Genomic DNA, 19,878 nt, shown 5'->3' with positions numbered 1-19,878 from the left:
TGTCCGGGGCCGGTCCGCAGGGCCGTGAGGCCGGAGAGGCTCGCTGCGGGGCCGCGCTCCGCGTGGGAACCGGGGCCTCCGGAGACCCTTCCGCGCGCCCCGTGTGAATCCGTGGGAACCAGGGCCCGCGGGACGCGAACGCCCGGGCGGGTGTGCACGGAGCGTGGCCGACGGTACGCGCGGCGGTCGCCTCTCCTGGTACTGGAGGGGTTTTTGAGGCTTAGGAAAGGTACTGAGGCCCACAGAAAAACTACAAACTTTCCTTACCGTTTTCGTTGACGCAGCCGCGGGACAACTTTAAAGTTTCCTAACAATTAGCGGCTCACAGAGCCCCTTCGTCTCCCCCGCTCGACGAAAGGAGCAACCCCCGATGCCCGAACACCGCCTCAGGAAAGCCCCCAGAGCCGCGAAGGCGGCGCTGACCGGCGCCCTCGCCCTCCTGACCGCCGGACTCCTCGCCGGTTTCAGCCAGCTCTCCCCCGCTCCCGCCGAGGTCGAGACCGTGTCCGACAGCGACTCCGCCCAGGTCCGGCAGACCGGCCAGTGGCTCACCGGGTACTGGCACAACTTCGACAACGGCTCCACCGTGATGCCGCTGTCGGAGATCCCCTCCGAGTACAACCTGGTGGCCGTCGCCTTCGCCGGCAACCACCCCACCCTCGACGGCGGGATCACGTTCAACCTGGCCAGCGGTGAGCTGGACGGCTACACCGACCAGCAGTTCCGCGACGACATCGCGGCCATCCAGGCCGAGGGCCGCAAGGTCATCATCTCCGTGGGCGGCGAGCTCGGGCACGTGGACGTCACCAACACCGCCCAGGCCCGCAACTTCGCCGACACCACGTACCAGCTGATGCAGGACTACGGCTTCGACGGGGTCGACATCGACCTGGAGCACGGCATCAACGCCCAGTACATGTCCGACGCCCTGCACGACCTGAGCGGCCGGGCCGGGGCGGACCTGATCGTCACGATGGCGCCGCAGACCATCGACTTCCAGAGCCCCGACCGGGAGTACTACAAGCTCGCGTCGAACATCTCCGACATCCTCACCATCGTCAACATGCAGTACTACAACTCCGGCTCGATGCTGGGGTGCGACGGCCAGGTGTACCACCAGGGCACCCCGGACTTCGTCGCCGCGCTGGCCTGCATCCAGCTGGAGATGGGCCTGAGCCCGGACCAGGTGGGCCTCGGGCTGCCCGCCGTGCAGTCCGCCGCCGGGGGCGGGTACATGGCGCCCGGCCAGGTCGTGCGCGCCCTGGACTGCCTGGAGGCGGGGACCAACTGCGGTTCCTTCTCCCCCGCCGCCCCGTACGGCCCCATCGGCGGCGTGATGACCTGGTCCATCAACTGGGACGCCACCAGCGGCTACGCCTTCGCCGAGACCGTCTCGGCCCGCCTGGCCGGCGGCCCCGGCGACGGCGGCGGGCCCACCGAGGAGCCGACCGACGGGCCCACCGAGCAGCCCGGCGACTGCACCGCCGCTGCCTGGACGGCCGACAGCGTCTACACCGGCGGCGACGTGGTCTCCCACGGGGGCTCGGAGTACCGCGCCCAGTGGTGGACCCAGGGCGAGGAGCCGGGCACCACCGGCGAGTGGGGCGTCTGGAGGCTCGTCGGCACCTGCTGACCCGAGGCCGCGTGGAGGGCCCCCTCCGCCACACGCGGCCCTCCGGTGGCCCGTCGCACACTCCCCTCGGCTGACGGGCCGCCGACCCCCACGAGAGGGGGGCGAAGCGCCGTCCCCCGGCGCTTCGCCCCCCTCTCTCCCCCTCTAGACCAGCGGCAGGGAGGGGCGCCGGACGCTGGGGGCCACGCCGTCGCTGGCCTCGGCCGCGCGCTGGCGCTCCTGCGACACCGGACCGTAGGTCGTGGTGCGCTGGCGGACGGGGCGGCCCGTCGGCTCGACCAGCGCGCGGATGTCGCTGATGGTCTTGAACGACCCCTGCCCCGACCCCGCCATCCGGCTGATGGTCTCCTCCATCAGGGTGCCGCCGACGTCGTTCACCCCGCCCGAGAGCAGCTGGCGGCAGGTGTCCTCGGCGAGCTTGACCCACGAGCACTGGATGTTGTCGACGTGCCCGTGCAGCAGCAGGCGGGCCAGGGCGTGCACGGCGCGGTTCTCCCGGACGGTCGGCCCGGTGCGGGCCAGCCCGGCCAGGTAGATGGGCGCGTTGGTGTGGACGAACGGCAGCAGGACGAACTCGGTGAACCCCCGGCGGCCGTTGCGCTCCACCGCCCGCTCCTGGAGGGAGCGCAGCAGCTTGATGTGCGCCACCCAGTGCCTGGGCGAGTCCACGTGCCCGTACATCATCGTGGACGTGGTGGGGATGCCCAGGTCGTGCGCGGACGTGATGACGTCGATCCACTCGGCCGCGGGCAGCTTGCCCTTGGTGAGGATCCAGCGGACCTCGTCGTCGAGGATCTCCGCGGCGGTGCCCGGCACGGAGCCGAGCCCGGCCTCGCGGGCGCGCAGCAGCCACTCGCGGACCGGCAGGTTCGTGCGCGCCGCCCCGTTGACCACCTCCATCGGGCTGAACGCGTGGACGTGCATGTCCGGGACGCGCTCGCGCACGGCGGCGGCGATGTCGAAGTAGGCGGTGCCGGGCAGGTCCGGGTGGATGCCGCCCTGCATGCACACCTCGGTCGCCCCGGCCTTCCAGGCCTCCTCGGCCCGGTCGGCGACCTGTTCCAGGGAGAGCGTGTAGGCGTCGGCGTCGGTGCGGCGCTGGGCGAACGCGCAGAAGCGGCACCCGGTGTAGCAGACGTTGGTGAAGTTGATGTTCCTGGTCACGACGTAGGTGACGTCGTCGCCGACGGTGTCCCGGCGCACCCGGTCGGCCAGGTCGGCCAGCGCCTCCAGTTCGGCCCCGTCGGCGTGCAGGAGGGCGAGCGCCTCGTCGTCGGACAGGCCCGCGGGGTCGGACTCGGCGCTGCGCAGCGCCGCCGCGATGTCGGGGTCGAACCTGCGCGGCACGGCTCCCTCGCGGTCCACGCCGGAGCGCAGCTCGTCCCAGTCCCCGTAGACGGCGTCGAAGTCGCCGCGGCGGTCGGCGGTGCGCCCCTCGGTGTCGATCCCCGTGTGCAGGTCGGTGCGGCCGGAGGAGACCAGCACCGCCTCGGGCTCCTGCCAGGGGCGGCCCACCACGGGCGCGTCCTCGCGGGCCAGGCCGGTCCCGGGGTCGGCGAGCGCGGCCACGTGCCCGGCCACGCGCGGGTCCAGCCAGGGCTCACCGGCCAGGACGTACTCGGGATAGACGGTGAGCCGCTCGCGCAGGGCGAAGCCGTGGGCGGCGGTGCGCGCGGCCAGGTCGTCGATCTGCGGCCAGGGCCGCTCCGGGTTGACGTGGTCGGGGGTGAGCGGGGAGACGCCGCCCCAGTCGTCGATGCCCGCGCGCAGCATCAGCCCGTACTCGTCCACGCCCCCGTGCTCGGCGCCGATGAGGTTGGGCGGCGCCTGCACGTGCGCCCTGGGCCCCATGACCAGGCGGGTGACGGCGATGGCGGCGGCCATCTCCTCGCGTTCGGCGTCGGGCCGGTGCATCATCGCGGTCGCGGGCTTGGCCCGGAAGTTCTGCACGATGACCTCCTGGACGCCGCCGTAACGGCGGGAGGCGCCGCGCATCGCGAAGATCGACTCGGCGCGCTCGGCGGTGTTCTCGCCGATGCCCAGGAGGATGCCGGTGGTGAAGGGGACACCGGAGCGCCCGGCGTCCTCCAGCACGCGCAGCCGTACCGCCGGATCCTTGTCGGGGCTGCCGTAGTGGGCCTGGCCCTTCTCGGTGAACAGGCGGGTGGAGGTGGTCTCCAGCATCATCCCCATGGACGGGGCGACGGGCTTGAGGCGCTGGAAGTCGGCCCAGGTGAGCACGCCCGGGTTCAGGTGCGGGAGCAGGCCGGTCTCCTCCAGCACCATGATGGCCATGGCCCGCACGTAGGACAGGGTGTCGTCGTAGCCGTGGGCGTTGAGCCACTCGGCGGCCTGCTTCCAGCGGTCCTCGGGCCGGTCGCCGAGCGTGAACAGGGCCTCCTTGCAGCCCATCGCGGCGCCCCGCCGGGCGATGTCCAGGACCTCGTCGGGCGACAGGAACGGGGCGTCGAGGCGGCCGGGCACCGTGGCGAACGTGCAGTAGTGGCAGCGGTCGCGGCACAGGCGGGTCAGGGGGACGAACACCTTGCGGCTGTAGGTGACGACTCCGGGGCGGCCCGCGGCCTCCAGTCCGGCGTCGCGCACCCTCGCGGCGTGTTCGAGGAGGACGTCCAGGTCCTCGCCCCTGGCGTGCAGGAGCACCTCGGCCTCGGCGACGTCGAGGGTCTTGCCGTCACGGGCGCGGGCCAGTGCCCTGCGCATGGCGGACGGGGTCGGGGAGGGGACGGGGGCCGGGTCGTTCGCACCACTCATAGGGCGCAACCCTACGCCCCGGTCCTCGCGCGCGTGCGGACGCACCACCGGTGGCCCCGGATGTGTGCGGGGCGCCACCGCCGCGTCCCGGCGCCGACCGGGAGCACGGGGAGGCCCTGCGGGGACTGGTCGGGCGGACCGGAACCGGGAGGGTGCGCGGGCGGCGTAGGGTCGGCACGTACGGGAGGGAGGCCACGTGCTGAGTCGGCTGCGGGGTAGCCCGTGGGTGCGGTTGGCGCTGTTCCTGGTGGTGTGCGTGTGCGCGGGGCTGGCCCTGCGCGCGAACTGGGAGCAGGCCCGGGACGCCGCGGCGGCGCTGCCCCTGTGGGTGCTGCCCGCGGCGGTGCTGACGGGCATGGCGGGGCTCACCGCGCAGATGCTCGCCTGGCGCGCGTTGCTGGCCGGGATGGGCTCCCCCCTGCCCCGCCGCACGGCGGCCCGCGTCATGTTCGTGGGACAGCTCGGCAAGTACCTGCCGGGTTCGGTCTGGGCCTTCGTGGCCCAGGTGGAGCTGGCCCGGGACTGGAACGTGCCGCGCACGCGTGGCGCGGCGGCGACCCTGCTCGCGGTGGGGGTGACGGTCGCGGCTGGTCTGGCGGTCGCGGCGGTGGCCCTGCCGCTGTCGTCGGCGGAGGCGGCCCGCCGCTGGTGGTGGGCGCTGGCGCTGGCGCCCCTGCTGCTCGCCGGGCTGCACCCGCGCGTGGTCGGCTGGGGGATCCGGCTGGCGGCCCGCCCATTCGCCCGGTTCCGCGGGGTCGCCGAGGCCGGGCCCCTGGACGTGCGCGGGAGGTCCATGGCCGCCGCCGTGGGGTGGACCCTGGTGGCGTGGGTGCCCCTGGGGCTGCACGTGTGGCTGCTGACCTGGGCGGTGGGCGGCGAGGCGCTGCGGTCGCTCGGCCCGGCTGTGGGCGCCTACGCGCTGGCATGGACGCTGGGGCTGCTGGTGGTGTTCGCCCCGGCGGGCCTGGGGGTGCGCGAGGCGGTGCTGGTGGTGGCGCTGTCACCGGTGGTGGACGCCGGGGCCGCGCTGGTGGTGGCGGTGCTGTCGCGGTTGGTGATGACCGTCGCGGACCTGGCCTGGGCGGGGTTGTCGGTGCTGCTGTCCCAGCGGGCCGCGCCGGGACCGGAGGCCGTACCCGGACCGCGCCCCTGACCCGGTTCACAGCCCCGGCGGCACGAGCGTGACCGGCCGGACACCGGCGGCACCGGAGTGACGCGCGGACACCGACTGCGCGAAAGTGATGTGCGACACACCCGAAACACCGGACAACCCGCGAACCCTCCTCCCCGCATCGGGCTACTACGGGTGTGAGACCACCCCCGACAGAATCCGAAGCGATGGGATCCCCCATGCCCCCTGCCGCCTCCCGGGCCGGTGCGCCCGACGACGCGGAGACCGACGCGGCCGTCATCCTGCGGTCGCTGGAGGAGCCGACGCGCTTCGGCGAGGTCTTCCGCCGCCACGCGCCCGCCCTGCACCGCTACGTCGCCCGGCGGCTGGGCGGCCCGGACGCCGACGACGTGGTCGCCGAGACCTTCCACATCGCCTTCCGCAAACGCCACCGCTACGACCCCGCCCACCCCGACGCCCGTCCCTGGCTCTGGCGGATCGCCGCCAACCTGGTGCGCCGCCACCACCGCACGGAGAAGCGCCACTACCGGGCCCTGGCGCGGACCGGGGTGGACCCGGTCCTGGAGAGCTTCGCCGACAGCACCGCCGCGCGCGTGGACGCCACCGCGCTCTCCGGCAGTCTGGCCGCCGCCCTGGCCCGCCTGTCCAGGGGCGACCGCGACGCCCTGCTCCTGGTCGCCTGGGGCGAGATGACCTACGAGGAGACGGCACGGGTGCTCGGCGTCCCCGTGGGCACCGTGCGCTCCCGGCTGCACCGCGCCCGCAAGCGGGTGCGCGCCGCTCTCTCCGCCGCCACGGCCGTGAAGGAGGACTTCCGGTGAACGAGCTCGACCACCTGCGCCGCATGCGGGCCGACGTCCGCGAACCCGGCGTCGAGGAACTGGCCCTGCGCACGGGCTGGCGCCCGGACGGCGGCAGGCCGCCGTCCCGCCCCCGGCCGGTCTCACTGCTGCCCCTGGCCCTGTCCGGAGCGGCCGTCCTGGCAGCCGCCGCCGTGTTCGCCCTCCTGGTCCTGGGCCCGGTCGGTGCCCCCGACCCGGACACGGTCGCGGTGGGTCCCGCGGCCGGACCCGGAGGCGGATCCGAAGCGGTGGAGGTCATGGCGCCCGTCATCGAGGCCGCCCTGTCCCAGCGGTCCGACGGGCCCGTCTGGTACGAGCGCTACACCTGGGGCGAGGCCTGGGGGGTGGGACCCGACGACGACAGGTACGGGGTCTACAGGGTCTACGAGGAGGAGAGGTGGATGAACCTGGAGCGGGGGCTCTCCACCAACGACATCGTTTCGACGGACTGGGCCCTGGTCGACGAGGACGACCGGTCGGCGTGGGAGCGCGACGGCTCCCCCGCCTTCTGGCCCTACGACTCCGAGTCCGAACGCCCGGAGATCCCCACCGCCGAGGAGGGCGGCGGCCCGGCGGACGCCGGCGCCACGTCGTACGGCTTCGGCTACGGCGCGCTGACCCCCCGGGAACTCCAGGAACTGCCCTCGGACCCCGCGCGGCTGAGGGGGGTCCTGTGGGACGAGCAGCAGCCGGAGGACGTCGACCAGGAGTTCGTGGAGGAGATGCTCATGGAGGAGGGATACCACGGTGAGTCCGAACAACGGTTCTCACTTCTCACGGACACGCTGGACCTCCCCCTCCCCCCCGAGGTCAGGGCGGGTGTGTACGAGGTCCTGGCGGACATGCCCGGCGTCCGCGCGGCCGAGGGTGTGACGGAGGACGTGTCCGGGCGGCCCGCCGTGGGCGTCGCCTTCGACCTCGGCGACGCGGAACGGGGCCGTTACGAGGAGCGCGTGCTCTTCGACCCCGGGACGGGCCTTCCCCTCTCCGTCGAACGGGTCGTGGTCGAGCCCGCGGCGGCGGAGTCCGACTGGAGCGAGCCCGGTGACGTGGTCCACTACCGCCTCTACCAGACCACCGGGTGGACGGACGAGTGGCCCGACGTGGTCGAGCACGACCCGCTGACGGAGGAGTGAGACCCGGGGAGGGCGCCGCCGCTCCGTTCCCGCCCGCCGGGACGGAGCGGCGTCCTCAGGCTCCGAGCAGCCGCTCGGTGTAGGCCCGCCAGTACGGCTCCGCCTCCACCGGGCGGACCCCGGCGCGCAGCCGCTCGGGCTCCCCCGGCGCGTAGAACTCCCCCAGCGCGCGGGCCAGGTCGGCGACGTCGCCCGGCGCGCACAGCAGGCCGTCGACCCCCTCGCGCACGTGGTCGGGGAGGGTCCCGGCACGGGTCGCCACCACCGGTACCCCGTGCTCGTGCGCCAGCCACACGTTCTGGGTGGCGGTGGCGGTGCGGTAGGGCAGCACCACCGCGTCGGCCGAGGCGAACAGCTCCGGCAGCTCGCCGGCGGGGACGTACCCGTCCCGCAGCCGGACCCGGCCGGCGATCCCCAGCCCGGCGGCCAGTTCCTCCAGCTCCGCGGTGCCGCCCCAGAACTCCCCGGCCACGGTGAGCGCCACGTCCTCGGGCGCCCCGTCGGCCAGGGCCCGCAGCAGCAGGTCCACCCCCTTGTAGGGGCGGACGATACCCAGGAAGAGCAGGTGCCGCCGCTCCCCCGGCGCCGGGGCCGCGGCGCCGCCGGTCCCGGGCAGGTGCGGGGGCATCTCGGCGACCACGGGCCTCCGCGCCCCGGGCCCCCTGAGCCCCTCCGCCAGGCGCGCCTGCCCGGGCGAGTGGGTGACCACGCCGTCCACCCGCCGCAGCAGGGCCCGCACGAGGGACACGTCCACGGCCCGCCGCTCGTGGGGCAGCACGTTGTGGCACAGCGCCACCACCCGCGCGCCCCCGGAACGCCGCACGGAGCGCACCCCGGCGAGGACGCCCAGGTAGGCGGGCACCTGCACCGGGGAGAACAGGGTGAGCACCACCAGGTCGGCGTCGCGGGCCAGGCGCCGCCCGGCCCTCCACCACCCGTCCGGCCGGTACCAGGCCAGCTCGCGGCGGGTGCCGGGGTAGGGCTCGCCCTCGGGCTCGTCGATGGTCTGCCGGCCGGGGTAGAGGGCGGCCGGGTACTGCGCCCGCCAGGACTCCACGGCCGTGGGGTGGCCGAGCGCGCGCAGCCGGTGCGCCAGCTCGGTGGTGTGCCGGGCGCCGCCGCCCTTGTAGGGGTGGGCGGGCCCGACCAGGGCCACCCGGGCCGCCGGGCTCACGCGCTCTCCCTGGAGCGCACGATGAGGTCGGCCAGCAGGGCGATCGCCGCGATGATCAACCCCGTCATGAGGATCATGACGGTGTTGTTGGGGATGTAGAGCGGGTTGCGCACCTGGTCGAAGACGAACTTGGCGGCACCGACCCCCAGCAGCACCAGGGCGGGCGGCATGAGCACCTTGAGCGGGTTGAAGTACATCACCATGCGCAGCACCTGGAGGATGTAGCGGTAGGCGTCGCCGACGAAGTGGAACTTGGACGTGCCCGCGCGCTTGGCGTACTCGATCGGCACGTACCTGACGGGGTGCTGGTTGGACAGGAAGGCCAACGTGATGGTGGTGACACAGGAGAACCCGGGCGGCAGCAGCCGCAGGTAGGGGCGGGCGATGTCGCGGCGGAACACGCGCAGGCCCGAGTTGAGGTCGGGGATGCGGGTGTTGGTGAGGCGTTCGGCGATCTTGCGGATGACCCACTTGGCGGGCACCCGCAGGGCCTTGTGGCTGCCCATCTCCTGGGTGCGCGCGCCCACGACCTGGTCGGTCTCGGGGTCCTCGTCGAGCATGCCGACCAGCTCGGGGATGCGCTCGTTGGGGTAGCTCATGTCGGCGTCGGTCCACACGACGAACTCGCCTCGGGCCCGCTGGCTGCCGACCCGGCGGACGGTGCCCGACCCGCCGTTGTGCCCGAACGCGATGACGCGCATGTGCGGGTAGAGGGGCTCCACGTCGCGCAGCCGGGCCAGGGTCGCGTCGGTGGAGGCGTCGTCCACGGCCAGCAGCTCGTAGGAGTACCCGGAGGCGTCCATGGCGCCGCAGATCCGTTTGACCTCGTCGACGACGTGGTTCTCCTCGTTGTAGCAGGGGAGCACGATGGTGACGCGGACCGGCTGGTCCTCGCCGTGCTGCCTGGGTGCGTCGTCGCTTCTGTCGCTCATGGGTTCTTCTTCAGCGGGATGGGATCGGGAGGGGCCGGACCTGGCCCTCAGCCCCCGTCGGGGAACACGGACACCCACACGCTTCCCCTGAAGGCCCAGGAACCGGTCGGCGGTTCCATGAGGGTACTCGGGTCCATCCGGGCGTTCACGTGGAAGGGGCGCTCCGGCTCGGCCTCGCCTCCGGTGAGGTCCTCCAGGACCTGCCAGTCGGAGGCGGCGAGCACGGCGTCGCGCTCGCGCTCGTGGATCTCGGAGACGACGCGGTCCACGTCCTGGGGGGTCGGCTCGTCCATGGAGGCGGTGGGCACCCCGCAGACGTTGCGCAGCAGGGGCATGTAGTTCCCGGCCATGTCGGAGTCGACCACGACCACCGAGGCGTCCTCCGACAGCGCCGCGCACAACCGGTGCGTGGCGGCGACGCTGCCGACGTCCTGTCTGTACCCCATGATCCCGGCGGCCGCCGTGCCCACGGTGGGGACGAGCAGCGCCACCGCGGCGCTGGCGGCGACCACGACCGGGAGGGCGCGGGCCACCACCGTACTCCGGCCGGAGTGGGCGGCGACGGCGCAGTAGCGGGTGAGCCAGGCCAGGAACCAGACGGCGAACAGGATGAACGCCGGGATGACCAGCGCGATCAGCCGTCTGCTGGCCCAGGGGTGGTCGGGGGTGATGGCGGGGCGCAGCAGGGTGGTGCCGACCGTCCACACCAGCAGCATGACGGGCAGCAGCCATTGGAGGTCGCGCCGCTGGAAGAGGCGGCGCAGCACGTGGGCGACGCCGACCGAGGCGAACAGGACCGTGGCCAGGCCCACGTACCAGCCCACCCAGTACAGGCTCATGTCGTAGTAGGTGCGGCTGCCCTCCAGGGGCAGGCCCTCGCGCTGCTGGACGTAGGCGACCCAGCCGTCGGTGAAGTCGCTGCCGTGCCCGTAGTCCGGCCACAGCAGGGGGCGGACGGCGAACAGCGCCATGGCGAGCAGGGCGAGCACGGCCATCGCGTCGGGCAGCCGGCGCACGCGTTCCACGTGCGGGATGCCGTGGCGCCACAGGGCGGCGGTGGCCGCGATGGTGACGGCGATGACGACGGCGCTGATGAGCAGCAGGGGGTTGAGGGAGTCGGAGAGGTACTCCAGGTAGGGCAGGGACAGCCCGTACCCGGCGTACAGTCCCAGCCCCACCCCCGCGGCCAGCCCGCCCAGCAGCGGCAGGGCCTGTCCCCGGCGGGCGAGCAGCAGCAGGCCGACGAACCCGATCACGGGCAGCAGGTCGCGGATCGCGTCGATGCGCACCACGAGCCCCAGTCCGAACGCCAGTCCCGCCACGGCGGCCAGCGTGTGCGCGGACGACCACCGGTCGGTGATCCGGGTGCGCCGCACGAGCGCGTCGTAGGCCAGGACCAGGCCGCCCAGCAGCAGGATCTGGGTGACGGGCTCGCTGTAGGTGAAGCGGCTGACCCACTGCTGGGGCAGGCACACGGCCAGGACCAGGGCGGCCAGGGGCGCCCAGCGGATCCCGACCAGGCGCGCGGTGAGCCCGGCGAAGGTGAGCACGCCCAGCGCGCCCAGGACCGGCGTCGTGACGAGCATCCCGTCGAGCCCGCCGAGCCAGTAGCCGATGGCGGCCACCAGGGGCGCACCGGCCATGAACTGCGGCCAGATGACGTCGCCGCGCTGGTAGTGGGCCAGGCTCTCGTAGCTGAGCGAGGGGTCGTCGCCCGCGATGAGCTCGCGCTGCTGCGGGATGGGCAGGAACCCGTTCTCGGCGATCCACGCCGTGTACATGGCGTAGGAGGCCGGATCGCGGCGGATGACCAGGGCCTCGGCGTGGTAGGCGATCTGCACGGCGGCGAAGGCGACCGTGATCAGCACGACGAGGACGACCGGCCACCAGGGCGCGTCCTCCTGGTCGGGCGGGTCCGGGATGAGCCGGGGCACCAGGAGGCAGGCCGCGAGCACGGCGGGCGTTCCGAGGACGGCTGCCGTCAGCGGGGTGAGGGAACCCAGGGCCAGGAGGGGGAAGGCCACCAGGAGCCAGGCCGAGACGGCGATCGCGGGGAGCGCGGTGGCACGGGCGAGGAACCGTCCGGGGAGCAAGCGCATGGGGCAACTCTGACAGCTCCCCGGTACCAACGCACACCCGCGGCGGCTCACGCGCGGACCCCGCTTGGGGGAGAGCGCGAAACGCCCTGTCCGGCGCCCGAGTCAGTCCACGCGCGGGGTCCGCGCGGACCCGGTGTGACGCCCTAGAGTGGCGGTCATGTCCGAAACTCCCGCGCAGCTGTGGCGCTCCCTGGTCTCCGACGACCCGTCCCGACCGTTCGTGACCTCCTACGACGCCTCGGGCGGCCGGGTGGAGCTGTCCCGCGCCACCTTCGACAACTGGGTGTCCAAGACCGCGAACATGCTGGTGGACGGTCTGGGTGCGCAACCGGACGACCGGGTGGTGCTCGCCCTGCCGGTGCACTGGCAGTCGCTGGTGTGGCTGCTCTCGTGCTGGTCGGTGGGGGCCGTGGCGGAGTTCGCGCGGCCCGGCGCGGACCTGCCCGAGGGCGCCCAGGTCGCCGTGGCCGACGCCGACCGCCTGGAGGCCGCCCTGGACAGCGGCGCCGAGGAGGTGGTGGGCACGTCCCTGCACCCGCTGGGGCTGCCGCTGGCCGACGTGCCGCCCATGGTCCTCGACTACTCGGTGGAGGTGCGCGGGCACGGGGACCACTTCTCGTCCTACCCCGTGGACCCGGGAGCGCCCGCGCTGCGCGGCCCCGGCGTCCGGACCGGCGCGGAGCTGGCCTCCGGCGGCCGCCGCTGGGCGGACCGGTGGGCGCTGGACGCCGAGGACCGTGTGGCGCTGTTCGCCGAACCCGACGCCCCGCTGTCCCTGCTCGGCGGGGGCGCGGAACTGCTGATGGCCCCGGTCGCGGCGGGCTCTCCGATCGTCCTGACGCCGCTGGGCTCCGCGGGCCCGGACGAGGTGCTGCGCAGGACCGGCATGGAGAAGGTCACCGTGGCGGTCCGCGGGGCCGAGGGGTCCGGCGCCACGGCTCCGCCGGACGGGGCGCCCTTCCGGACGGTGGAGCTGTCCTAGGAGGACGTGTTCGGCGGACCCCGGCCCGCTCCCCTCTCCGTGACGCCTCCGTGTCGGGCGGCGGACTGACCAGGTGTGCCAGCCCGCCGCCCGACCGCTGTCCGTCGGCAGCGGAGCGTCCGGGAACCCGGGGCAGGGGGCCCGGCGCGGCCGTTCACCCCTCGCGGTAGTAGGCGTCGAGCACGGTGCGCTCGCGTGTGCGCTCGTCGTAGGTGTAGACCTCGCGCCCGTCGACGAACACGCGCAGGGCGCGGCTCATCACGTCCAGCGGGTCGCCCGACCACACGACCACGTCGGCGTCCAGGCCCGGCCTGAGTGCGCCGACCCGGTCGGAGATGCCCATGATCTCGGCGGGGTTGACCGTGAGGGCTCGGATCGCGGAGACCGGGTCCATGCCCTCCTTGACGCACAGGGTGGCCTGGTGGACCAGGAACTCGATCGGGACGACCGGGTGGTCGGTGGTCAGGGCGACCTTGACACCCGCCCGGTCGAGGATGCCGGGGTTGGCCAGGGTCTTGTTGTTGACCTCCACCTTGGAACGGCTGGTCATGAGCGGGCCGGTGATGACGGGGATACCGCGCTCGGCGATCTCGTCGGCCAGCAGGTGGCCCTCGGTGCAGTGGTTGATGATCAGCCGGTAGCCGAACTCGTCGGACAGGCGCATCGCGGTGTGGATGTCGTCGGCCCTGTGCGTGTGCTGGCACCACGGGAGCTCGCCGTCCAGGACCCGGACCAGCACCTCCAGGGTGTTGTCCCGGTCGAACGGGGTGCCCTCCGAGGCCGCGTGCTCGCGCCTGGCCCGGTAGTCCTGGGCCTTGGTGAAGGCGTCGCGGATGACGGCGGCCACTCCCTGGCGGGTGGAGGGCAGCTTGTCCTTGTTGCCGTAGACCCGCTTGGGGTTCTCGCCCAGAGCGCTCTTGACACTGGCCGGGTGCCGGATCAGGCGGTCCTCCATGCTGCGGCCCCAGCACTTGACCGCCACGGTCTGGCCGCCGATGGGGTTGCCCGAACCGGGCTTGACGACCGAACTGGTGACGCCTCCGGACAGGGCGTCGGCGAAGCCGCGGTCGGCGGGGTTGATGGCGTCCAGCGCGCGCATGCGGGCGCCGTTGGGGTCGGTCATCTCGTTGGTGTCGTCACCGGCCCAGCCGATGCCCTCCTCGTCGATGCCGATGTGGCCGTGGGCCTCCACGAAACCGGGGAGCACCCACTTGCCGGAGGCGTCGACGACGGTGGCGCCCTCGGGGACCGTGACGTCGGCGCCGACGGCGGCGATCCGGCCGTCGGAGATGAGGACGGTGCCCCCGTCGATGGGGTCTCCGTCGACGGGGACGACGTATCCGGATGTGATCGCGATATCCATGGCGGGCAACCTAGCCCATCACGGGGCGTACCCCCAAGGCCTCCGGGGGTTTCGGCGGGCGGCCCGCTACCCCGCCGGCCAGCGGGCGGTGAGCAGTGCCGACTCCGGAGTGAGTTCCACGGTCGCGGCCTCGATGGCCTCGCGCACCGTGGTGCAGCGGCCCACCTGCTCGGGTTCGGCGGTCAGGTCCCCGCCCTCGGCCGCGAACGCGTAGACCATGCTGGGGCGGTCGGCGAACTCCATCAGCCGGAAGGCTCCGCCCAGCCCGGGGTGGTTCGGCGTCTGCTCGGGGATCACGCCCAGGGTGACGATGCCCGCCTCGACCAGGTCGGCGAGGAAGTCGCGCTGGGCGTTGAGGACGGCGGCGCCGCCCTGCGGGCGCTGGAGGGCCGACTCGTTGAGGACCACCCGCAGCACGGGCCCCTCCGTTCCGGTCATCGCGGCCCGGTGGGCCATCTCCTCCTCCACCATCTCCTCGACCTCGTCCGGGGACAGGTCCGGATGGCGCGGGCGCAGCACCGCGCGCGAGTACTCGCGGGTGCGCAGGAACGCCGGGACCGCCATGGGCTGGTGTTCCCACAGGTGGGTGGCGTGGACGCCCAGCTCGCGCTGGTCGCCGAACTCGTTGGGGAAGGCCTCCGCCTGGAGGGTGATCGCCCAGGCGTCCACGAGCTGGTGCTCGGCGCCCAGTGCGTTGTCCACCCGTTCGACCAGCGAACGGGCCGGTCGACAGTGCGCGTTCTCCACCTCGCGGAGCTTGTCGTCGGTCACCCCCACCGTCGCGGCGAGTTCGGCGCGTGAGAGCCCCCTGTCGGAGCGCGCGCGCAGTACCCTCGCGGCGAAGGGGAGCCACATCGCGGACGGCAGTGCGGTGTTCACTCCACTTCCCTCCCTCCAGCGCCCGGCGGGGCCTCGCGCCCGGCACACCGCCGGTGCCCCGCCCCGTCCTCTTCCGACCCTCTCCCGTGCCGGGGTCGTCGGTCAAGCGACCGGACGGGTACGGCGATCCGTGACAAGTCATCGGGGCGTCGCGGCGGGGCGGCCACGGTCCGCCCCGGGGCGGACCGTGGCCGCCCCATGACGGAAAGCCAACCCGCTGACGAGGGCACTTCCCCCGGCCGAGTAGCCTGTGTGCCGCCCAGCTGCGATCCTCATTCTCCGGAAGTGAACCGATGAAGCTTCTGCCCCTCCCGGCGACAGCCCTCCTGGCCTGCACCGCCCTGCTCGCCACCTCCGCCTGCGCCAACGGTGCCGCAGCCCCGGCCGACCAGGGCGGATCGGAGGGCGGCGGCACGCCGGAGGAGACCGCCTCCGAGCAGACCGGCAGCCCCGCCGAGGTGGACGTCACCGGAGTCGAGGGCGCCACGCTGCACACCAGCGAGGGCGACATCGAACTGGAGCTGTTCCCCGAGGAGGCGCCCGTCACGGTGTCCAACTTCGTGGGCCTCGCCGAGGGCGAGGGCGTGCCCAACCCGGCGACGGGCGAGGCCGCGTTCTACGACGGCACCGTGTTCCACCGGGTGATCGACGGGTTCATGATCCAGGGCGGCGACCCGCAGGGCACCGGCCAGGGCGGCCCGGGCTACACCTTCGAGGACGAGTTCGACTCCGGCCGGGAGTTCTCCGAGCCGGGCGTGCTGGCCATGGCCAACCGCGGCCCGGACACCAACGGTTCGCAGTTCTTCATCACCGTCGAGCCCACCCCGCACCTGAACGGCCTGCACACGATCTTCGGGCACGTCGCGGACGAGGCCTCCATGGAGGTGGTGAACGGCATCGCCAACGCGGAGACCGACATGAACGACCGCCCCGCCCAGGACGTGACCATCGAGTCCGTCACCGTGCACCGCGCGGAGTAGCCGCCCCGTGTCCGGGGCCGCCGCGTCCCTCAAGCGGACCGGCCGGAAACGCTGCTGGTGTGCCACAAGAGCCCTGACATGCAGTGATCTTGTACTTGTAGCGAGGTTGGGCGGTCGAGACGCGCTAGAGGTGCAAGATCACGGCGGAGGGGGCGGCCCCGGCGAACCCTCGTGGTCAGGGCGCTAGCGACGTCTGGCGCGCGCGGCCCTGGCCCGCTCCACGGCCGGTCCGATGGCCCGCGCCAGCGCCGCCACGTCCTCCCGGGTGGAGGTGCGGCCCAGCGACAGGCGCAGGCTGCTCAGCGCGGTCCCCGCGTCGGCGCCCATCTCCAGCAGCACGTGGCTGGGCTGGGCCACCCCCGCCGAGCAGGCCGAACCGGTCGAGCAGGAGATGCCCTTGGCGTCCAGGAGCATGAGCAGCGCGTCCCCCTCGCAGCCGGGGAAGGAGATGTGCGAGATCCCCGGCAGCCTGCGCGCGGGGTCGCCGTTGACGACCGCGTCGGGGACCGCGGCGCGGACCCCCTCCTCCAGTTCGTCGCGCAGGGCCGCCAGGTGCTTGGCGTGCTCCTCGCGTTCGGCGACCGCCAGGTGGACGGCCGTGGCCAGCCCGCGCAGCAGCGGCGGGGACAGGGTGCCCGAGCGGATGTCGCGCTCCTGGCCCCCGCCGTGCAGGACCGGTACCGGGGCCAGGCCGCGCGCGACCAGCAGCGCGCCCGCGCCCACCGGGCCGCCGAGCTTGTGTCCGCTGACCGTCAGCGCGCTCACCCCGCTCACGGCGAAGTCGACCGGTTCCACGCCCACGGCCTGAACGGCGTCGGTGTGGAAGGGGATGCCGTACTCGGCGGCGACGGCGGCCAGCTCCCGGACCGGCTGCACCGTGCCCACCTCGTTGTTGGCCCACATGACCGACACGAGCGCGACCGCCCCGGGCCCGGAGCCGCCCTCGATCGTCTCCCGCAGGGCCTCGGGGTCCACCCGGCCCAACGCGTCCACGGGGACCTTCTCGTGCACCGCGCCCTGGTGCTCGGCCATCCAGTGCGCGGGGTCGAGGGCGGCGTGGTGCTCGACGGCACTGGTGAGGATCCTGGGCCTGTGGGCGCCGGGTGTGTTGCGCGCCCAGTACAGGCCCTTGACGGCGATGTTGTCCGACTCGGTACCGCCCCCGGTGAAGACCACCTCGTGCGGGGTCGAGCCGAGCGCCCCGGCCAGGCGTTCGCGCGCCTCCTCCACCGTGCGGCGCGCGGAGCGCCCGTGGGCGTGCAGGGACGACGGGTTTCCGAGGGCGCCGAGCTCGGCCGCGATGTCGGCGGCGGCCTCGGGGCGCACGTCGGTCGTGGCAGCGTGATCCAGATACACCATGGCCTGACAAGGATACGTCCGCCCCGGGCCGGCCGGCCTCTCCGGGCCCGTGACGGACGCGACGCCGGGCCGGCCGCCGGAGCCTCGGCCGAAGCGGGCGCCGGGCCGGCCGCCGGACGTGCCGCCGAAACGGGCGCGCTCCCGTCCGACGGGTCGTCCACAGGCGGGAAGGCGTTCGCCTGCGGCCGCGCCGATCCCGATAACCTTGTGTCATGCCTGAGTCCGCGTCCTCGCAGCCCGTCCAGTCCGGCCAGAACCCCGACACCGCCACGTCCCCGCGCTCGGCCGGGACCCCCGGCGGGCACTGGCCCGCGCCCACGGCCGAGCGGCCGGTGCGCGCCCGGCTGTCGCTGCCGGGGTCCAAGTCGATGACCAACCGCGCGCTGGTCCTGGCCGCCCTGTCGGAGACACCGTGCCTGGTGCGCCGTCCGCTGGTCAGCCGGGACAGCGAGCTGATGGCGGGCTCCCTGCGCGCCCTGGGCACGGGGATCGCCGCGGAGGGGGAGGACATGGCGGTCACCCCCGCCCCGCTGCGCGGCCCGGCCTCCGTCGACGTCGGCAACGCGGGCACGGTGATGCGCTTCGTTCCGCCGGTGGCGGCCCTGGCCTCGGGCACCGTGGAGTTCGACGGTGACCCGCGCGCCCGTGAGCGGCCCGTGGGCGAGCTGCTGGCCGCCCTGCGCGCCCTGGGCGCCGACATCGACGACGGCGGCCGCGGCGCGCTGCCGATGGCCGTGCACGGCACCGGCGCCGTGCGCGGCGGCGAGGTGACGCTCGACGCCTCCGGCTCCTCCCAGTTCGTGTCGGCCCTCCTCCTGAGCGGCGCCCGCTTCACCGAGGGCGTGCACGTGCGCCACTCCGGGCCCCCCGTGCCCTCCCAGCCCCACCTGGACATGACCGTGGAGATGCTGCGCGCGGCCGGGGTCACCGTGTCCACCGCCGACAACTCCTGGAGGGTCGAGCCCGGACCGGTCAAGGTCTCCGACATCACCGTGGAGCCCGACCTGTCCAATGCCGCGCCCTTCCTGGCCGCCGCCCTGGTCACCGGGGGCGAGGTGACGGTCGAGGACTGGCCGGAGCACACCACCCAGCCCGGCGACGAGCTGCGCTCGCTGTTCACCCGGATGGGCGGCGAGGTCTCCCGCTCTCCCGAGGGGCTGCTCACCCTGCGCGGCACCGGCCGGATCCTGGGCATCGACGCCGACCTGCGCGACGTGGGCGAGCTCACGCCCACCGTCGCCGCCGTGGCCGCGCTCGCCGCGACCCCCTCCCGGCTGACCGGCATCGCGCACCTGCGCCGCCACGAGACCGACCGCATCGCCGCGCTGGCCGCCGAGATCAACCGGCTGGGCGGCGACGCCGAGGAGCTGCCCGACGGGCTGGTCATCAACCCGCGCCCGATGCACGGCGGGGTGTTCCACTCCTACGACGACCACCGGATGGCCACCTCGGGAGCGGTGATCGGGCTCGCGGTGCCCGGGGTGGAGGTGGAGAACATCGCCACCACGCGCAAGACCCTGCCCGACTTCCCGGGCCTGTGGGCGGAGGCCCTGGCATGAGCCGCACGCGGGGCGGGGGACGCCACCTGGACGAGGACGACATCCGCGTGCGCGCCCGGGGCGGTTCGCGCCCCCGCACCCGCAACCGGCCCAAGCACGAGAACGCCGTGGAGGGCCTGGTCACCGCCGTGGACCGGGGCCGGTACCGCTGCCTGGTCAACGGCGTTCCCGTCGTGGCGATGAAGGCCCGTGAGCTCGGCCGCGGCTCGATCGTGGTCGGCGACCGCGTCGACGTGGTCGGCGACCTGTCCGGCAGACCCGACACCCTGGCCCGTGTCGTGCGGGTCAGGGAGCGCGAGTCCGTGCTCAGACGCACGGCCGACGACACCGACCCGGTCGAGCGGGTGATCGTGGCCAACGCCGACCAGCTGGCGATCGTCTGCGCCCTGGCCGACCCCGCGCCGCAACCGCGCTTCGTGGACCGCTGCCTGGTCGCCGCCTACGACGCCGGGCTCGCCCCCCTGCTGTGCCTGACCAAGGCCGACCTGGCCGACCCGGACGAGCTGGTGCGGGTGTACGCGCCCCTGGGCGTGCCCTATGAGGTGCTCGACCCCGAGAGCGGCCTGGACGGCCTGCGCGCCCGTCTGGCCGACCGCACCACCGTGCTCGTGGGCTCCTCCGGAGTGGGCAAGTCCACCCTGGTCAACCGGCTCGTCCCCGGCACCGACCGGGCCGTGGGCCACGTCAACGCCGTCACCGGACGGGGCCGCCACACCTCCACGTCCGCCGCCGCGCTGCCCTTCGAGGGCGGCTGGCTGATCGACACCCCGGGCGTGCGCAGCTTCGGCCTGGCCCACATCGACCCCGAGGACATCGTCGAGGGCTTCGCCGACCTGGCCGGGGCCGCCGAGGACTGCCCCGCGGGGTGCTCCCACCAGCCCGACGCCCCCGGCTGCGCGATCCAGGCCGCGCTGGAGCGGGGGCAACTCGACCCGGACCGCGTGGCCTCCCTGCGCCGCCTGCTCACCAGCCGCGAGGGGGACACCGGGGACACCGACGAGAACGAGTCCTGACCGGCACCACCCCCCTGTACTCC

General features: G+C 73.9%; 15 protein-coding genes. 8 read left to right on the top strand and 7 right to left on the bottom strand.

The features are described from left to right. The first annotated feature begins 370 nt into the window (after window positions 1-370). Complete coding sequence (locus HGB44_RS07355; RefSeq protein WP_061080413.1) at window positions 371-1,633, top strand: glycosyl hydrolase family 18 protein; 1,263 nt, start codon at window positions 371-373, stop codon at window positions 1,631-1,633. 144 nt (window positions 1,634-1,777) lie between these two features. On the opposite strand, the gene HGB44_RS07350 is transcribed toward HGB44_RS07355, so the two are convergent. Further along, entirely contained in the window at window positions 1,778-4,405 is a 2,628-nt protein-coding gene (locus tag HGB44_RS07350) for a bifunctional FO biosynthesis protein CofGH (protein ID WP_082768343.1), read from the bottom strand. Between the two features lie 196 nt (window positions 4,406-4,601). Here HGB44_RS07350 and HGB44_RS07345 point away from each other — a divergent pair, with 196 nt between their 5' ends. The 3 genes from HGB44_RS07345 to HGB44_RS07335 all read left to right on the top strand — a co-directional run bounded on the left by HGB44_RS07345 (window position 4,602) and on the right by HGB44_RS07335 (window position 7,515). Next, a complete protein-coding gene (locus HGB44_RS07345; protein WP_061080415.1) occupies window positions 4,602-5,558 on the top strand; it encodes a lysylphosphatidylglycerol synthase transmembrane domain-containing protein in 957 nt (318 codons plus the stop codon). Window positions 5,559-5,755: 197 nt separating this feature from the next. Then, window positions 5,756-6,358, top strand: a complete 603-nt coding sequence (locus HGB44_RS07340) for an RNA polymerase sigma factor (protein ID WP_061080422.1) — start codon at window positions 5,756-5,758, stop codon at window positions 6,356-6,358. After that, window positions 6,355-7,515 (top strand): CU044_5270 family protein, encoded by a 1,161-nt coding sequence (locus HGB44_RS07335; RefSeq protein ID WP_061080416.1) that lies wholly within the window; start codon window positions 6,355-6,357, stop codon window positions 7,513-7,515. The genes HGB44_RS07340 and HGB44_RS07335 overlap by 4 nt, the downstream gene beginning before the upstream one ends. A gap of 55 nt (window positions 7,516-7,570) precedes the next feature. On the opposite strand, the gene HGB44_RS07330 is transcribed toward HGB44_RS07335, so the two are convergent. The 3 genes from HGB44_RS07330 to HGB44_RS07320 are packed head-to-tail and all read right to left on the bottom strand — an operon-like array spanning window position 7,571 to window position 11,720. After that, window positions 7,571-8,689: a glycosyltransferase family 4 protein gene (locus HGB44_RS07330; RefSeq protein ID WP_061080417.1), complete on the bottom strand. Its 1,119-nt coding sequence runs from the start codon at window positions 8,687-8,689 to the stop codon at window positions 7,571-7,573. Continuing rightward, entirely contained in the window at window positions 8,686-9,621 is a 936-nt protein-coding gene (locus HGB44_RS07325; RefSeq protein ID WP_061080418.1) for a glycosyltransferase family 2 protein, read from the bottom strand. Before HGB44_RS07325 ends, HGB44_RS07330 begins: the two co-directional genes overlap by 4 nt. A gap of 47 nt (window positions 9,622-9,668) precedes the next feature. Further along, window positions 9,669-11,720, bottom strand: a complete 2,052-nt coding sequence (locus HGB44_RS07320) for a hypothetical protein (RefSeq protein WP_061080419.1) — start codon at window positions 11,718-11,720, stop codon at window positions 9,669-9,671. Between the two features lie 157 nt (window positions 11,721-11,877). Here HGB44_RS07320 and HGB44_RS07315 point away from each other — a divergent pair, with 157 nt between their 5' ends. Next, on the top strand, window positions 11,878-12,702 hold the full coding sequence (locus HGB44_RS07315; protein ID WP_061080423.1) for a TIGR03089 family protein: 825 nt from the start codon (window positions 11,878-11,880) through the stop codon (window positions 12,700-12,702). Between the two features lie 154 nt (window positions 12,703-12,856). On the opposite strand, the gene HGB44_RS07310 is transcribed toward HGB44_RS07315, so the two are convergent. Further along, window positions 12,857-14,065 (bottom strand): amidohydrolase, encoded by a 1,209-nt coding sequence (locus HGB44_RS07310; RefSeq protein WP_061080424.1) that lies wholly within the window; start codon window positions 14,063-14,065, stop codon window positions 12,857-12,859. Between the two features lie 66 nt (window positions 14,066-14,131). Then, on the bottom strand, window positions 14,132-14,944 hold the full coding sequence (locus HGB44_RS07305; protein WP_061080420.1) for a helix-turn-helix domain-containing protein: 813 nt from the start codon (window positions 14,942-14,944) through the stop codon (window positions 14,132-14,134). Window positions 14,945-15,237: 293 nt separating this feature from the next. On the opposite strand from HGB44_RS07305, the gene HGB44_RS07300 reads away from it, so the two are divergent. Continuing rightward, complete coding sequence (locus tag HGB44_RS07300) at window positions 15,238-15,924, top strand: peptidylprolyl isomerase (RefSeq protein ID WP_061083745.1); 687 nt, start codon at window positions 15,238-15,240, stop codon at window positions 15,922-15,924. Window positions 15,925-16,107: 183 nt separating this feature from the next. On the opposite strand, the gene HGB44_RS07295 is transcribed toward HGB44_RS07300, so the two are convergent. Continuing rightward, window positions 16,108-17,283, bottom strand: a complete 1,176-nt coding sequence (locus tag HGB44_RS07295) for a cysteine desulfurase family protein (RefSeq protein WP_061083744.1) — start codon at window positions 17,281-17,283, stop codon at window positions 16,108-16,110. Window positions 17,284-17,495: 212 nt separating this feature from the next. On the opposite strand from HGB44_RS07295, the gene aroA reads away from it, so the two are divergent. Then, window positions 17,496-18,842 (top strand): 3-phosphoshikimate 1-carboxyvinyltransferase, encoded by a 1,347-nt coding sequence (gene aroA, locus HGB44_RS07290; protein ID WP_061083743.1) that lies wholly within the window; start codon window positions 17,496-17,498, stop codon window positions 18,840-18,842. Then, entirely contained in the window at window positions 18,839-19,855 is a 1,017-nt protein-coding gene (gene rsgA, locus HGB44_RS07285) for a ribosome small subunit-dependent GTPase A (RefSeq protein ID WP_061083742.1), read from the top strand. The genes aroA and rsgA overlap by 4 nt, the downstream gene beginning before the upstream one ends. Window positions 19,856-19,878 lie beyond the last annotated feature (23 nt).

The organism is Nocardiopsis alborubida, from assembly GCF_012396365.1.
Taxonomy (GTDB): domain Bacteria; phylum Actinomycetota; class Actinomycetes; order Streptosporangiales; family Streptosporangiaceae; genus Nocardiopsis; species Nocardiopsis alborubida.
This window is presented reverse-complemented; position numbering and strand designations above follow the sequence as displayed.